The sequence below is a fragment of the Advenella incenata genome (assembly GCF_004217095.1).
Classification (GTDB): domain Bacteria; phylum Pseudomonadota; class Gammaproteobacteria; order Burkholderiales; family Burkholderiaceae_B; genus Advenella; species Advenella incenata.
In genome coordinates, this window is the sequence record NZ_SHKO01000001.1 from 1,997,503 (window position 1) to 2,012,031 (window position 14,529).

Annotated in this window: 11 protein-coding genes; 6 read left to right on the forward strand and 5 right to left on the reverse strand. The window is 55.8% G+C overall.

What is annotated here, in order from left to right; all coding sequences use genetic code 11:
• Positions 1 to 8 precede the first annotated feature (8 nt).
• The gene (locus tag EV681_RS09025; protein WP_128394426.1) at positions 9 to 746 is read right to left on the reverse strand and encodes a YebC/PmpR family DNA-binding transcriptional regulator; all 738 of its coding nucleotides are present in this window, start codon (positions 744 to 746) and stop codon (positions 9 to 11) included.
• Between the two features lie 251 nt (positions 747 to 997).
• On the opposite strand from EV681_RS09025, the gene EV681_RS09030 reads away from it, so the two are divergent.
• The gene (locus EV681_RS09030; protein ID WP_130303763.1) at positions 998 to 2,491 is read left to right on the forward strand and encodes a helicase HerA-like domain-containing protein; all 1,494 of its coding nucleotides are present in this window, start codon (positions 998 to 1,000) and stop codon (positions 2,489 to 2,491) included.
• Positions 2,492 to 2,830: 339 nt separating this feature from the next.
• On the opposite strand, the gene EV681_RS09035 is transcribed toward EV681_RS09030, so the two are convergent.
• The gene (locus tag EV681_RS09035; RefSeq protein ID WP_242612177.1) at positions 2,831 to 3,445 is read right to left on the reverse strand and encodes a MarR family winged helix-turn-helix transcriptional regulator; all 615 of its coding nucleotides are present in this window, start codon (positions 3,443 to 3,445) and stop codon (positions 2,831 to 2,833) included.
• Positions 3,446 to 3,590: 145 nt separating this feature from the next.
• On the opposite strand from EV681_RS09035, the gene EV681_RS09040 reads away from it, so the two are divergent.
• Entirely contained in the window at positions 3,591 to 4,571 is a 981-nt protein-coding gene (locus tag EV681_RS09040; RefSeq protein WP_128394424.1) for a quinone oxidoreductase family protein, read from the forward strand.
• Positions 4,572 to 4,643: 72 nt separating this feature from the next.
• On the opposite strand, the gene EV681_RS09045 is transcribed toward EV681_RS09040, so the two are convergent.
• Complete coding sequence (locus EV681_RS09045; protein WP_128394423.1) at positions 4,644 to 5,591, reverse strand: LysR family transcriptional regulator; 948 nt, start codon at positions 5,589 to 5,591, stop codon at positions 4,644 to 4,646.
• A 105-nt stretch (positions 5,592 to 5,696) separates the two neighbouring features.
• On the opposite strand from EV681_RS09045, the gene EV681_RS09050 reads away from it, so the two are divergent.
• Positions 5,697 to 6,761 carry an aldo/keto reductase gene (locus tag EV681_RS09050; protein WP_130303764.1) on the forward strand — a complete coding sequence of 355 codons (1,065 nt, stop codon included), beginning with the start codon at positions 5,697 to 5,699 and terminating at the stop codon, positions 6,759 to 6,761.
• On the opposite strand, the gene EV681_RS09055 is transcribed toward EV681_RS09050, so the two are convergent.
• Together EV681_RS09055 and pepN are read right to left on the reverse strand one after the other, a co-directional pair.
• Entirely contained in the window at positions 6,740 to 7,753 is a 1,014-nt protein-coding gene (locus EV681_RS09055; protein WP_128394421.1) for a class 1 fructose-bisphosphatase, read from the reverse strand. The two genes, EV681_RS09050 and EV681_RS09055, sit on opposite strands and share 22 nt — an antisense overlap.
• Before the next feature lie 18 nt (positions 7,754 to 7,771).
• Positions 7,772 to 10,498, reverse strand: coding sequence for an aminopeptidase N (gene pepN / locus EV681_RS09060; protein ID WP_130304054.1), 2,727 nt, complete (start codon positions 10,496 to 10,498; stop codon positions 7,772 to 7,774).
• A 237-nt stretch (positions 10,499 to 10,735) separates the two neighbouring features.
• Here pepN and EV681_RS09065 point away from each other — a divergent pair, with 237 nt between their 5' ends.
• The 3 genes from EV681_RS09065 to aroG all read left to right on the forward strand — a co-directional run bounded on the left by EV681_RS09065 (position 10,736) and on the right by aroG (position 14,450).
• Positions 10,736 to 11,428, forward strand: coding sequence for a DUF4136 domain-containing protein (locus tag EV681_RS09065; protein ID WP_130303765.1), 693 nt, complete (start codon positions 10,736 to 10,738; stop codon positions 11,426 to 11,428).
• 13 nt (positions 11,429 to 11,441) lie between these two features.
• A complete protein-coding gene (gene tldD / locus EV681_RS09070; protein ID WP_130303766.1) occupies positions 11,442 to 12,899 on the forward strand; it encodes a metalloprotease TldD in 1,458 nt (485 codons plus the stop codon).
• Positions 12,900 to 13,376: 477 nt separating this feature from the next.
• Positions 13,377 to 14,450: a 3-deoxy-7-phosphoheptulonate synthase AroG gene (gene aroG / locus EV681_RS09075; RefSeq protein WP_128394418.1), complete on the forward strand. Its 1,074-nt coding sequence runs from the start codon at positions 13,377 to 13,379 to the stop codon at positions 14,448 to 14,450.
• Positions 14,451 to 14,529 lie beyond the last annotated feature (79 nt).

Below are 14,529 nucleotides of genomic sequence, written 5' to 3' on the forward strand. Positions count from 1 at the left end.
GGGGTGTCTTATCCTTCTTCCGTTTCATTGAAGACCGCGGTGGTGTACACCTCCTGCACGTCATCCAGGCTTTCGAGCTGATCAAGAATTTTTTGCATTTTTTTGGCGTCGTCGCCGGTCAGTTCCGTTTCGTTCAGCGGCTTCATGATGACGCCTTCCATTTCCGGTTTCAGGCCGGCTTTTTCAAAAGCGGCGCGCACATCGGAAAAGAGCGGGGGTTCGCACAGCACTTCGATCAGGCCTTCCTCGTCGGTCACCACATCTTCGGCGCCGGCTTCCAGCGCCACTTCAATGATCTGGTCTTCGGAGTAGTCGGGGCTGAAAATAAACTGGCCGCAATGCTTGAACATGAAGGCTACTGAGCCGTCCTGGCCCAGATTGCCGCCATGCTTGGTGAGCGCATGGCGCACATCGGATACCGTACGGGTCCGGTTATCGGTCATGCAGTCGATGATGACCGCAGCGCCGCTGATGCCATAGCCTTCATAGCGTATGGATTCGTAGTTTTCGCCATCGGCCCCGCCAGCGCCGCGCGTAATGGCGCGCTGGATGTTGTCTTTTGGCATATTGGCAGCAGTGGCTTTGTCCCACGCCAGGCGCAAGGCCGGGTTGGTATCCGGGTCGGGGCCGCCGGCACGCGCGGCGACCGTGACCTCACGAATGATTTTTGTCCAGATTTTTCCACGCTTGGCATCCTGGCGACCTTTGCGGTGCTGGATATTTGCCCATTTACTGTGACCTGCCATGGTTTGATTAACTCTTGAAGTAGCAAAATAAAGAATTTTACCCTGAACAGTCATAAACTTTTATAGAATACGGCTTGTTTACGTCGTTTTACCGACATTCGGGCGGGATGGCTGCTCCACGGCAGTGCCGCGTCGCCTCCAGGCTTCATCGTACACGCTTGATCGCGCAGCTGGCGCCGGTATAGTGCATCGGGTACTGAACCGGGTTTGGAAAGCGTCATCAGCACGTTAATTGATACAAAGGGAAACTCATGGCAGATCCGGTACTTATTGCAAAAAGTGGTCAGACAGATGTCGTCATCCTGCCACAGATGGCCAATCGTCACGGTTGTATCACGGGGGCGACCGGCACCGGCAAAACGGTCACGCTTCAGGTGCTGGCTCAGTCGTTTTCCCGCCTGGGAGCGCCGGTATTCATGGCAGACGTCAAGGGTGACCTTACCGGGATCTCCCAGGCCGGTGCGGACAGCCCCAAATTGCAGGAGCGCCTGCAGAAATACGGCCTGCCAACGCCGCAGTGGGGGGCCGCGCCCACCGTCTTGTGGGATGTGTTCGGCGAGCAGGGGCATCCGGTACGGGCCACGATCTCAGACATGGGGCCACTGTTGCTTTCCCGCATGCTGGATTTGAACGATACCCAGGCAGGCGTGTTGAACCTGGTGTTCAAGGTGGCCGATGATGAAGGGCAATTACTGCTCGATCTCAAGGACCTGCGGGCCATGCTGCAAAACGTGGCGGACCGCGCCAGCGAACTGCGGCAGAACTATGGCAACGTGTCAGCCGCTTCGGTGGGCGCCATTCAGCGCGCATTGCTACAACTGGAGTCGCAGGGCGCCGATCATTTTTTCGGTGAACCGATGCTCGATATCCATGATCTGCTTCGCACCGATGCCAGCGGTCAAGGCATTGTCAATATCCTGGCAGCCGACAAGCTGATGCAGTCGCCCAAGCTGTATGCGGTATTTTTGTTATGGTTGCTGGCCGAGATATACGAAGCGCTGCCGGAAATTGGCGACCCGGAGAAACCCCGCCTGGTGTTTTTCTTTGACGAAGCCCATTTGCTGTTTACCGATGCCCCCGAGGCGCTGCTGCAGAAAATCGAGCAGATTGTGCGGCTGGTGCGTTCCAAGGGTGTAGGCGTGTTTTTTGTGACCCAGAACCCGCTGGACATACCCGATACGGTACTGGGGCAACTGGGTAACCGGGTGCAGCATGCGCTGCGCGCCTTTACGCCACGGGATCAGCGCGCAGTGAAAACAGCGGCCGAAACCATGCGTCCCAATCCAGATCTGGATATTACCCAGGCCATTGCGCAACTGGGCGTCGGTGAGGCCCTGCTGTCCTTTCTGGATGCCAAGGGTAGCCCGGGCATTACGCAGCGCGGCTGGGTTTTGCCACCAGCCAGTCGCATCGGCCCAGCGACCGACGCCGAACGCCAGGCGTTACGCAGTCAGTCGCAATTCGGGGGCAAATACGATAAGACGGTCGATCGGGAGTCTGCATTCGAAGTGCTGGCCAAGCGAACCGACGAGAAAAATACGGAACAGGGGTCAGCCAAACCGGCAGCAGGCGGACAAGATGACGGGATTCTGGGTATGGTCAAGGACTTGATGATCGGTTCCACCGGTCCGCGCGGCGGTCGTCGCGACGGCGTGGTCCAGCAAGTGGCCAAAAGCTATGTGCGCGGCGCTGCACGGCAATTAATCCGCGGCGTGCTGGGGTCGCTGGTCGGTAAAAAACGGTAAGTCATCGGCGGCAGGGCGCCGCCGGTCCTGCGCGGCGCCTGCTTTTGGGCGCGCTTGCGCGGCGTGCCCATCAGAATGGGCTCTTGCGTTAGCCAGGCATGGCGTTTTGAGCATGGCGCCAATGATGGGTCTGGCAATGGCGAGCTGGAAATGATGGGTTTTAAGTGATGGGCTTAAGTTATAGGCTTAAGTTGACTGGCTTATGCATGGACTGGCAGCCTCTCACACAGTGCATGTTTTTCTTTGAAGGCCGTCGCGCTATGCGCGGCCGGGAGCATGCCCGTGCCGCTGCGATTCGTGAGACTGTCCCCATTGCGTCTGCTACTGGCCATGTATGAATCAGGTCGCAGACGGGTTGTTGTTACAGGACAGGACGCAGCCTTCATCATTTTCGAGTTCTTTGAGCAGGTGCTCGTAGGTCTCGGTGTTGCCATTTTGCTGCATTCGTTGCAAAAAGCTGATAAGCAGCGTCGTTTCTTCGTTGGTAAAGCCCTTTAGGTGGGCATTAAGGGCACGCGAGACAGCGGGCATCAGCTTTTCTGTGACCGTATGGCCTTTTTCCGTCAGTTCCAGTTCCACGACACGACGATCATTCGTAGAGCGGCGGCGTTTGAGAAACCCTTTTTTTTCCAGGCGATCCAGGGTACGCGTCATGGCCCCGGTGTCGACCTCTGCAGTGCGCGCGACGCTGGCCGGGGTATTGGCTTTTTCCATCCCGATAATGGCAATGGGGTGCCATTGCGAGGCCGTCAGGCCCAGGGGTTCCATTTCAGCTTCAATCATTTGCGATATGGAATGAAAATTCAGTTTGATCAGATAACCGATGTTCTTGAGCCCTTTATTGTTCGCCGCGTGGGTGTAAAAAGGGCCACAAGCCTCGCTGACCGCGTTGGATTCGAGCGCAGGATCCTGTTTGGCGACTTCCGGAGAGACGGGGTGCATGCCTTTGTTCATTTTAATTGCTGCCTAAGCAGATTTTGACTGTATCATAATAATTATTTTAACTGACTCCGTTGATTTAATACAGCGTATCGTCTTAAATACACTAATCTGTTTCATCCATTGTGGCTAATAGAAAACTCAGGAGGGTAGGGTGGCAATGTCTTCAAGAAAAGTAGAGATCAGCGAACACGGTGATGTCAGTGTCATGAAAGTGATTACTGAAGAGGTCGGCGCTCCGGCCGATAATGAAGTGCAGATCGCGCAAAAGGCGATCGGCCTTAATTTTATCGATATTTATTTTCGAACAGGTCTTTATGCGCAGCCACTGCCGCACGGACTGGGTTTTGAAGCCGCCGGTATCGTCGAGGCCGTCGGCAGCCGCGTTACGCATCTGAAAAAGGGCGATCGCGTCGCATACGGGCAAAGCCCTATCGGTGCGTATGCCGAACTGCGCAATGTGCCTGCTGTCAACGTGCTTAAGATTCCGGACTTTCTGTCGTTCGATGAAGCGGCGGCCGTGATGCTCAAGGGGCTGACCGTGCAATATCTGTTCCGGCAAACATATCGGTTACAGGGACATGAAACGATTCTGTTTCACGCAGCAGCAGGGGGCGTCGGCCTGATTGCCTGCCAGTGGGCCCGGGCCCTGGGTGTAAAGCTGATCGGTACGGTTTCCAGTCCCGAAAAATCGGATCTTGCCCTGGCGCACGGCGCATGGGCAACCATCGACTACAGCAAGGAAGACGTGGTCGAACGCGTGCTGTCGCTGACCAACGGCAAGAAAGTGCCGGTGGTCTACGATGGCGTGGGCAAAGATACCTGGGAGCGTTCTCTGGACTGCCTGCAGCCGCGTGGCCTGATGGTCAGTTTCGGCAACGCATCGGGGGCGGTTACCGGCGTCAATCTGGGCATTCTGGCCAGCAAGGGTGCCTTGTACGTAACCCGGCCGACCCTTGGCCCACACGTAGACACCGCAGAAAAACTCAAAGCCGCTTCCGATGAGTTGTTTGATATGATTCGCAGCAAGAAAATCAAGGTGCAGATCGATCAGCGCTACAGCCTGGAAGACGTGGGAGAAGCGCATCAGGCGCTGGCCTCACGTAAAACGACCGGCGCAACAGTTATTACGCTGGACTAAGCTGTATAAGGCTGAATCAGGCGGGGCAGGTTTCTGGCAGCGGGCCCGGGGTAACCAGGCCCGCTTTCTTTCTTACTCATCGCCCATCAACGCCTGACGGGTTGCTTCGCTCTCCAGTTCGGTCAGCCACCATTGCAGGCCTTTGCCGACAGCGCGGCCATGAGCAGGTTTGCGCCATGCATAATTGCTTTGTACGACTCGCGGGCAGGCGGCCACTTTTTTGATAATCAGCTCACCGGTTTCCAGGTAAGGCTTGGCGTGAGAATAGGGTAGAAAACCGCAACCCAGGCCCATTCGATGGGCCAGCACCTTGGCATGCAGATTGGGTACGGTAAAGACTCTTTGCATCGCCTGCACGCCATAGGAAATACGGCGCGCATATCTTGCCGAATCTGCGGCCGCCACAGACTGGTATTGGGCAATTAGTTGTTCCTCCAGTGGTTCCGGTGCCGTGGCAAGGGGATGCTGGGGCGACACGACAAACACAAATGAAATTTTGTTAAGCGGCAGCGAAAGAATATCCGAGCTTTGCAAAGTGCTGCTCACGCCAATGGCCAGATCCGAATGGCCGGCGATCAAGGTTTCCCAGGTGCCATCCAGTACCTCTTCGCGAATACGCAATTGCGTAGGTACATTGAGTGCGAAAAATTTTTCACACAATTCAAACAGCACCTTGCGCGACACAATCGTATCCGCGCTGATGGTCAGCAGCGGTTCCCAGCCGGTGGCAATGCGCTTGACGCGGTGGGCAATCTGTTCCACCGTGTTCAGCAACTGCCGTCCTTCGTCGATCAATTCCCTGCCTGCGGGCGTGAGCGCCGCATGGCGGGACTTGCGATCAAACAGCAGGACGTCCAGCGCATCTTCAACCTGCCTGACGCGATAGGTCAGGGCGCTGGGCACCAGATTCAATTCGCGAGCGGCTGCGGCAAAACTGCCTTTTTCCGCGATAAGCACAAGCATCTGGATGGTTTCCGGCGTCAGAACCTGGTGGATTTCTCTGGTGGGGGGCGTATTCATGTCGCTTTCGCTGGAAGATAGATATTCTGATTATAAGTTCAAAATTTTTGCTGCACCGAAGTCGCATTACAATCGGATAAGTTCTCTTAATTGCGAAGGATGGTTATGCAGAAAGTAAAGTTGGGTAAAAGTGATCTGGAGGTGACCGATATCTGCCTGGGCACGATGACGTTCGGCGAGCAGGTCAGCGAGTCTATTGCATTTGAAATAATGGACCTGGCTGTTGACCAGGGTGTCAATTTTCTGGATACGGCCGAAATGTACGCCGTGCCAACTCGTGAACAAACCTATGGTGCGACCGAGACAATTATCGGCAACTGGTTCAGCCGCCGCCCGCAAGTGCGCCAGACAGTCGTTCTGGCCAGCAAGGTTGCCGGGCCGTCGCGCGGCATGCCCTGGGTGCGCGACGGTGAAGGTCTGACAGCGGCCGATATCATTCGTTCCTGCGAAGGGAGTCTGAAACGGCTGCAGACCGATTACATTGACCTGTATCAGATTCACTGGCCAGCCCGGCCTGTGCCGGCGTTTGGCAATCGCTATTTCGACCCGGACAAAACCAATCCTGACCAAAGCAGTATCGAAGAACAACTGCAGGCCATGGACAGGCTGGTGCGAGAGGGAAAAATCCGCTATGTTGGCCTGTCCAATGAAACGCCTTACGGGGTCAGCGAGTTCATCCGTATTGCCCAGGCTGAAAATCTGCCCAGAGTGGCCACCATACAAAACCCGTTCTGCTTGCTGAATCGTTCCTACGAAAACGGACTGGACGAGACGTGCCATCATCAAGATGTGTCGCTGCTGGCCTATTCACCACTGGGTTATGGCTTGCTGACCGGAAAATATGATGAGTCTGGTACGACCGGCGAGCAGGCCCCCAAAGAGGCCAGGATCACTCTGTACGAGTCGGTGCGCAAGCAACGGTGGGGCCGCCCGGCTTCGCTGGAGGCAGCGCGTGTATATAATGCGCTGGCCCGCAAGCATCAGTTAACACCGGTACAGCTGGCGCTGGGGTTCTGTAATACCAAATGGCAGGTGGCCAGCACCATTATCGGGGTCCGGACAACGGAGCAGCTTAAAGAAAATCTGGCTGTCAGCGGATTTAAGCTGGACAGCCAGATCATGCAGGAAATAGATGCAATCCGGTTAAATCACTTCGATCCGGCGCAGTAGTCCTTAACCCGGGCCACTTCGTTTTTGGAGCCCAGCACCACGCCTACGCGCTGGTGCAACTCGGTCGGCTGGATATCCATGATGCGGTTGACCGAGTCGGTGGCCATGCCGCCAGCCTGCTCGATGATAAAGCTCATCGGGTTGGCCTCATACATCAGGCGCAGCTTGCCCGGTTTTTTCGGATCACGCGCATCCCAGGGATACATGAAAATGCCGCCGCGTGTCATGATACGGTGTACATCGGCTACCATCGAGGCGATCCAGCGCATGTTGTAGTCTTTTTCCAGCGGTCCGGTGGTGCCTGCCAGGCAGTCTTCGATGTACTGGCGCATCGGTGGCGCCCAGTGGCGCATATTGGACATATTGATGGAAAATTCCTTGGTATCTTCCGGAACACGCATATTCTCGTGCGTCAGTACCCAACTGCCCAGTTCGCGATCCAGCGTAAAGCCCATCACGCCATTGCCGATCGTGAGCACAAGCATGGTTTGCGGACCGTACACCGCATAGCCGGCCACAACTTGCCGGCTGCCCGGTTGCAGAAAATCCTTTTCGGTCACTTCGCGGCCTGAAATATCGGCCGGCGCCTTCAGCACAGAGAAAATCGTGCCGATGGACACATTCACATCGATATTGGATGAGCCATCCAGGGGGTCGAACAACAACAGGTATTCGCCCTTGGGATAGCGATTGGGAATGTGATGGATGGTTTCCATCTCTTCGGACGCCATGCCCGCCAGATGGCCGCCCCATTCGTTGGCCTCCAGCAGAATTTCATTTGACATTACGTCAAGCTTTTTTTGCACTTCGCCCTGAACGTTTTCGCTTTCCAGGCTTCCCAGTACGCCGCCCAGCGCACCTTTGCTGACAGCATGGCTGATGGCCTTGCAGGCGCGTGAGACTACTTCTACCAACAGGCGCACTTCTGCCTCGATGGCATTATTGTTGCGCTGCTGCTCTACCAGATACTGGGTAAGGGTTTTTCGTGACATAAGGTCTCCGGAAAATAATTAAATACGCAAAGCTTTGGAAACAATCTCGCTCACATTGCTGGACAGACCCTCGTGATCGCGGACCTGCTCAAGCGATGATTTCATTTGTGATTGCAGTGCAGGAGTATAGCGCGCCCAGTTATCCATGACACGCGCCAGACGCGATGCGACTTCAGGATTGATGGCATCGAGCGCCAGCACGGCTTCGGTCCACAAGGCATAGCCGGAACCATCCTGGTTATGGAATCCTTGTGCATTGTTCATGCAGAACTGGAAGATCAGGGAGCGGGCGCGATTGGGGTTGCGCAATGCAAATGCCGGATGCGCCATCAGCCCGCGGATTGTTTCCGTGCGGGTGTCGGCGGCAGTGGCCTGCAGGGCAAACCATTTGTCGATGACCAGCGGATTGTGCTGCCATTTCTCGTAGAAATCAACGATGGCTTCCTGGCGTTTATCCCCGTGGTGATAGTTGACGATGGCGCCAAGCGCACCCATGCAATCGGTCATGTTCTGCGCTGCCTGGTACTGGACCAGCGCTTGCTGGCATGCTGCCAGATCGCCTGCCGCCATGAGGTAGGCCAGTGCCAGATTTTTCAGACTGCGACGGCCGGCGCTGATCGGATCGGGGCTATAAGGCCCAGGCGTGTCGTTGCCCTGCAGGGTTGCGTTCCATTCGGACGCAGCCGCTTTGCCCAGATTTTCCCGGACAGCGTGGCGGGCCTTGGCCAGCCATATCGGTTCTATCGGATCCATTTGCTCTGCCAGGAATTTTTCCGAAGGCAGTGTCAGCAGGCGGGCGCGATAACCGGCGTCCAGGCCTGCATCTTGCAGATTGTTCTTCCAGACTTGCACAAATGTCTCGGACAGGGCCGCTTGCTCACCTTTTTGCAGTGCTTCGGCAAGGCCCAGAATTTCGCGGGTTGCCAGCGCCTGGCCCGCTTCCCAGCGGGCAAATGGATTGGGATCAGACTGGGCCAGGACCGCCAGTTCCTCTGCTGTCCAGTCATAGTGCACAGTGACTGGCGCGGAAAAATCGCGCAACAGCGAAGGCACAGGCTTGGCGGCGATGCCGGTAAAGGTCCAGGACTGACTTTGCTCTGTGAGTTCAAGCAGGCGTGTGTGTTCGCCGGCCAGGTCGGGGGCAGCGTCGTGGCTCGCACTGTCGTTGATCTCGCTGAGCGCCAGCGGTTGTCCGTCAGCCGAGAGCAGACCGACAGCAAAGGGAATATGAAAAGGTTTTTTCACAAAATCCTTGCGGATTTTTTCAACCCCCACCAGCGGTGTTTGTTGCGACAGGGTCAAGGTCACCGTTTGCTGCCCTGCATCGTGGCTCATGGTCACCTGCACTCGCGGCGTGCCTGCCTGCGAATACCAGCGCCTGAAGACGGACAGATCGCGTTGCGGATGGGATTTTGTGTATACGTATTCCATGGCATTGACAAAATCATCGCAAGTGACGGCCTGCCCGTCATGGCGGCGGAAGTATTCGTCCATGCCATCGCGAAAACCGGGCGCGCCCAGCAGCGTGTGCTGCATGCGGATCACTTCGGCGCCTTTTTCATAAACGGTTGCGGTGTAGAAGTTGCCAATGGATTCGTAGCTGTCGGGACGGATGGGATGCGCCATGGGGCCTGCATCCTCGGGAAACTGACCGGCGCGCAATACGCTTACGTCGTCAATGCGCTTGACCGCGCGGGCACTGGCGGCTGCCTGATCATCCAGGCCGGCGGCCATCATGTCGGCTGTAAATTCCTGATCGCGAAAGACGGTCAGGCCTTCCTTGAGGCTGAGCTGAAACCAGTCGCGGCAAGTGACGCGATTGCCGGTCCAGTTGTGAAAATATTCGTGACCGATCACGGCTTCGACGGCAGAAAAATTGGCATCGGTGGCGGTATCGGGATCGGCCAGCACATATCCGGAATTGAAAATGTTCAACCCCTTGTTTTCCATGGCGCCCATATTGAAGTCGCGCACGGCCACAATCATGAAGCGATCCAGATCCAGTTCCAGGCCAAAGCGCTTTTCGTCCCAGACCAGGGAGCGCTCAAGCGAAGCCAGTGCCCATTCGGTCTTGTCGCGGCTTCCCTTGTCGCTGTATATCTGCAACAGCACGTCGCGGCCATTATGGGTTTTGACGGTTTTTTCGCGAACGTCGAAGTCGCCGGCGACCAGTGCGAAAAGATAACTGGGCTTATGAAAGGGATCATGCCAGACTGCCTGGTGGCGGCCGTCGGGAAGATCAGTGGACGACAGCAAATTGCCGTTGGACAGCAGATAGGGATATTTTTCCTTGTCGGCGGCGAGCGTGACGGTATAAATGCTCATCACGTCCGGGCGATCCGGGAAGTAGGTAATGCGGCGAAAGCCTTCGGCCTCGCACTGAGTGAAAAAGCCGCTCCCCGACTTATACAAACCCATGAACAGGGAGTTGGCTGCCGGATCCAGTGTGGTGCATACACGCAGTTCAAATGAACCGGACAGTTGCGCAATGACCAGTTGGTTCTGGTCCAATTCATAGGCGTCTGCGTCCAGCGCCTGGCCATTCAGATACAGGGCATCCAGGCTGATGTCTTCGGCGTTGAGCACCAGATCGGCCGGCGTCTTGTCTTTTGCGGTGAATGTCAGGGTAGAGGTGACGACAGTGCGGTTTTCGTCCAGGTCGAAATTGAGCGCCACCGCATCAAGCGTAAATGGATAGGGCTGATAGTCGCTGCGATAGACGGTTGGACTGGTTTCTTCGATCAATTCTGTAGGCATGATGGTCACTGTGGTGCTGGTGAACGGAAAGTGAAATTGCGGTACAAACGGCAGGGTTCACTTGAAAAAAAGCGATTCGTAGCTATTTGTCCTAATTATAGGGGCTTGCCCTGAATTGGAACCTTAAAAGACGTTTTGTGTCAAAATTGAAGTACAGTTTGCGGCGCGTGTCGGGCGCGGCAGGCCGTCTATGATATTGGCGTGTGATTGGCAGGAGAAAGAAGCATGCGACATCTGCAAGTGCCCCGTATCTGGAACCTCGTTTTGGCTGGGTTGTTTTTGGCGGGATTGACCGCCTGCTCGACAACCAGTGAATTTACGACCCAGGTGACCTCGTTTCAGCAATGGCCTGCTGCCGTTGCAGGACAGCACTACCGCTTTGTCGACAGCAAACAGCAGAATCTGGAGCAGGCTGCCTATACCGGCTATATTCGCAATAACATGTTCCGCACCGGCCTGATCGAAGCAATGGGCCGCCAGAGCGCCCGTTTTGAAGTTGGCTTTACTACCGGGACCGAAGTGCGGCAGCAAATGGTCCAGCGGGACACCGGCAATTATGATTTGTATCCGACACTGGGGCTGGGCATGGGCTTTCCCTATGGTTATTATGGCAACCCGTTCTACAGTAGCTTCGGCTTTGCCATGACGCCACGCTATCAGTTAGTTCCGGTGCCTTACCATCGCTATTCGCTTACTGTGTATATTCGTGACAGGCAGCAAAATGGCAATGAGGTATTTCGCTCCAGTGCCGTGGCAGATTCACGCGAGCGCAGCCTGCCCGAAGTCATGCCTTATCTGGCCGCGTCGGTGTTTGACCAGTTCCCCGGCCATAACGGTCAGGTTCGCACCGTTGAGTTTGAACGCAACAAGGCAGGCGTCGCAGGTACAGCGCCTCCCATTACAGTAAAGAAACCTTAGAAGACACCCTTACATGAAACCTATTGAATCCGATCTCCAGGCAGTCGCAACGGCAAAATCCCTGCTGCTGGATCCCTGGGACCTGAACGAAAACCACATGGCCGCCGCGCTGGCCGAGATTTTTACCCATAAGGTCGATTACGCCGACCTGTACTTTCAATATACACGCAGCGAAAGCTGGAGTCTGGAAGAGGGTATCGTCAAGACCGGCAGTTTCTCCATCTCCCAGGGCGTAGGCGTGCGGGCGCTGGCGGGCGAGAAAACCGCCTTTGCCTATTCAGACAAACTCTCGCCCGAGGCCCTTATGGAGTCGGCAACGACAGTCAAGGCGATTGCGCGGCAGGGCGAAGGGCACATGAAGGTGGTCGGCAACGGCAAAAGCAAGGCGCACGATCTGTACGGCCAGGATGACCCGATTGCCGCCATGCCAGCCACTGAAAAAGTGGCGCTGCTGGGACGGGTTGAAACCATTGCCCGCGCCAAAGACCCTCATGTGATTCAGGTCATGGCCGGGCTGGGTTCGGAATATGACGTGGTGATGATTGTCGGCAGCGACGGCCGTCTGGCTGCTGATATCCGACCGCTGGTGCGACTGTCTGTCACCGTGATCGTCGAGCGCAATGGCCGGCGTGAAATGGGGCATGGCGGTGGCGGTGGCCGTCTGGGCCTGAACTATTTCTCGGATGCGCTGCTGCATGAATATGTAGATAAAGCGGTACACGAAGCGCTGACGAATCTGGATGCCAGGGACGCGCCGGCTGGGGAAATGACAGTTGTGCTGGGTTCCGGCTGGCCGGGTATTTTGCTGCACGAAGCCGTCGGCCACGGTCTTGAAGGTGATTTTAACCGCAAGGGCTCCAGCATTTTCTCGGATCGTATCGGTGAGCGCGTTGCCTCCAAGGGGGTTACCGTCATTGATGACGGCACGATCAAGGATCGCCGCGGCTCGCTGAATGTGGACGACGAAGGCAATCCGACACAGCGCAATGTGCTGATCGAAGACGGTATTTTGCGTGGTTACATGCAGGATTCACTGAATGCACGCCTGATGAAGACTAAAGTCACTGGCAACGGTCGCCGTGAATCTTATGCCCATCTGCCCATGCCTCGTATGACCAATACCTTTATGCTGGGCGGAGACCACAACCCGCAGGATATTGTTGCCTCGGTCAAGAAGGGCCTGTATGCCGTCAATTTTGGCGGTGGGCAGGTCGATATCACCAGCGGCAAATTCGTGTTTTCGGCCAGTGAAGCCTATATGATCGAAAATGGCCGCATCACCTATCCAGTCAAGGGTGCGACACTGATCGGCAACGGCCCCGACGCCATGAACCGGGTGTCGATGATCGGCAACGATCTGTCGCTCGATTCGGGTGTGGGCACTTGCGGTAAGGAAGGTCAAAGTGTGCCGGTAGGGGTTGGCATGCCCACCATTCGCATGGACGGACTGACGGTCGGTGGAACGGCCTGAGCTTTTTGATCGGCCCGACGTCCGCTTGCGGCGCCGGGCTTTGCAGGCTGCCTGGCCGAGCCAGGGCGTTGTGGAAGAACCTTGGGGTTATGTGATGATCATGGTCGGGTAAACCGGCTTTTTTCGCGATATCCGGTTGATCCCTCCGAAAATGGCGCATTTTGTGGTCCGGCGGGTACAGTCCCGCTATATTTTCGGCCTGACGGCAGATTGATGTGCCAATGAGCGAAAACCTGTGCTAGGATTGCTCTTATGAAACAAGTTAGCCACGTCTTTTTCTTTTTTTATTTTACATTTTCGACGCGATAGGCGGAGGAAAGGACGTTGCGTACTTAGCGAAAGCAGAAACAAGCTACAAGACACCAAAAGGCCGCCAGAATATCTGGTGGCCTTTTTTGTTTTGGGCGATGCACTGCCTGGCTGGGCGAACTTATAACCGATTCGATTGATTGATTAACGATATATCTGGAGTTTTCCGTGTCCTACAATACCGACGATTTACGTATCCGCGAAATTAAAGAGCTTAGCCCGCCGTCCCATCTGATGCGCGAATTTACCTGTTCCGCTCAGGTGTCCAGCCTGGTGCACGATACGCGCGAGGCAATCCATCGCATTTTGCATGCCAAAGATGACCGGCTGGTTGTCATTATTGGCCCGTGCTCAATTCACGATCCGGCTGCGGCGCGCGAATATGTAAAGCGCCTGAAGGAACAGCGTGACCGCTTTGGCGACGATCTGGAAATCGTCATGCGCGTGTATTTCGAAAAGCCCCGCACGACAGTGGGCTGGAAAGGCCTGATTAACGATCCGGATCTGGACGGCAGTTTCAATATCAACAAGGGCGTGCGACTGGCGCGTGAATTGCTGCTGGAAGTCAATGAAAGCGGTGTGCCTGCGGGCTGCGAATTCCTGGATATGATCACTCCGCAATATATTGCCGACCTGGTGTCCTGGGGCGCGATCGGTGCGCGTACGACAGAAAGCCAGGTGCACCGTGAACTGGCTTCGGGCCTGTCGTGCCCGGTCGGGTTCAAAAACGGGACCGACGGCAATATCAAAATTGCCATCGATGCCATCAATGCTGCGTCGCAGCCTCATCATTTTCTGTCGGTAACCAAGGGCGGCCATTCGGCAATCGTCTCTACCGTTGGTAATGACGATTGTCATGTCATTCTGCGCGGCGGCAAGGCGCCCAATTATGACGCCGAAAACATCAACCTGATGTCCGAGCAATTGTCCAAGGCGGGTCTGGCCAGCCGTATCATGATCGATGCCAGCCATGCCAACAGCAACAAGAAATATGAGAATCAGCCGCAGGTGATCGACGATGTGGCCCAGCAGATCGAAACCGGCGACCACCGCATTTTCGGTGTCATGGTCGAGAGCCACCTGGTTGCTGGTCGTCAGGATCTCAAAGAAGGTGTCGAACTCACTTACGGGCAGAGTATTACGGACGGCTGCATCGGCTGGGACGCATCGGTCCAGGTGCTGGAGCGTCTGGCCCAGGCAGTGCGTACGCGCCGTGAGCAGAAAACAGATATCAACACCTGAGTTTTGCATGCTGGATGCAGCGGCAACAGCACCAACTGACGCTTCGCTGCCGCTATCTGTTTCGGGGCATTATATGCCC

What these genes read in the sequence shown, in the direction of transcription:
- EV681_RS09025 (WP_128394426.1), bottom strand. Translation starts at nt 746, where the DNA reads ATGGCAGGTCACAGTAAATGGGCAAATATCCAGCACCGCAAAGGTCGC.
- EV681_RS09065 (WP_130303765.1), top strand. Translation starts at nt 10,736, where the DNA reads ATGCGACATCTGCAAGTGCCCCGTATCTGGAACCTCGTTTTGGCTGGG.
- EV681_RS09050 (WP_130303764.1), top strand. Translation starts at nt 5,697, where the DNA reads ATGCAGAAAGTAAAGTTGGGTAAAAGTGATCTGGAGGTGACCGATATC.
- EV681_RS09040 (WP_128394424.1), top strand. Translation starts at nt 3,591, where the DNA reads ATGTCTTCAAGAAAAGTAGAGATCAGCGAACACGGTGATGTCAGTGTC.
- EV681_RS09055 (WP_128394421.1), bottom strand. Translation starts at nt 7,753, where the DNA reads ATGTCACGAAAAACCCTTACCCAGTATCTGGTAGAGCAGCAGCGCAAC.
- EV681_RS09030 (WP_130303763.1), top strand. Translation starts at nt 998, where the DNA reads ATGGCAGATCCGGTACTTATTGCAAAAAGTGGTCAGACAGATGTCGTC.
- EV681_RS09035 (WP_242612177.1), bottom strand. Translation starts at nt 3,445, where the DNA reads ATGAACAAAGGCATGCACCCCGTCTCTCCGGAAGTCGCCAAACAGGAT.
- tldD (WP_130303766.1), top strand. Translation starts at nt 11,442, where the DNA reads ATGAAACCTATTGAATCCGATCTCCAGGCAGTCGCAACGGCAAAATCC.
- EV681_RS09045 (WP_128394423.1), bottom strand. Translation starts at nt 5,591, where the DNA reads ATGAATACGCCCCCCACCAGAGAAATCCACCAGGTTCTGACGCCGGAA.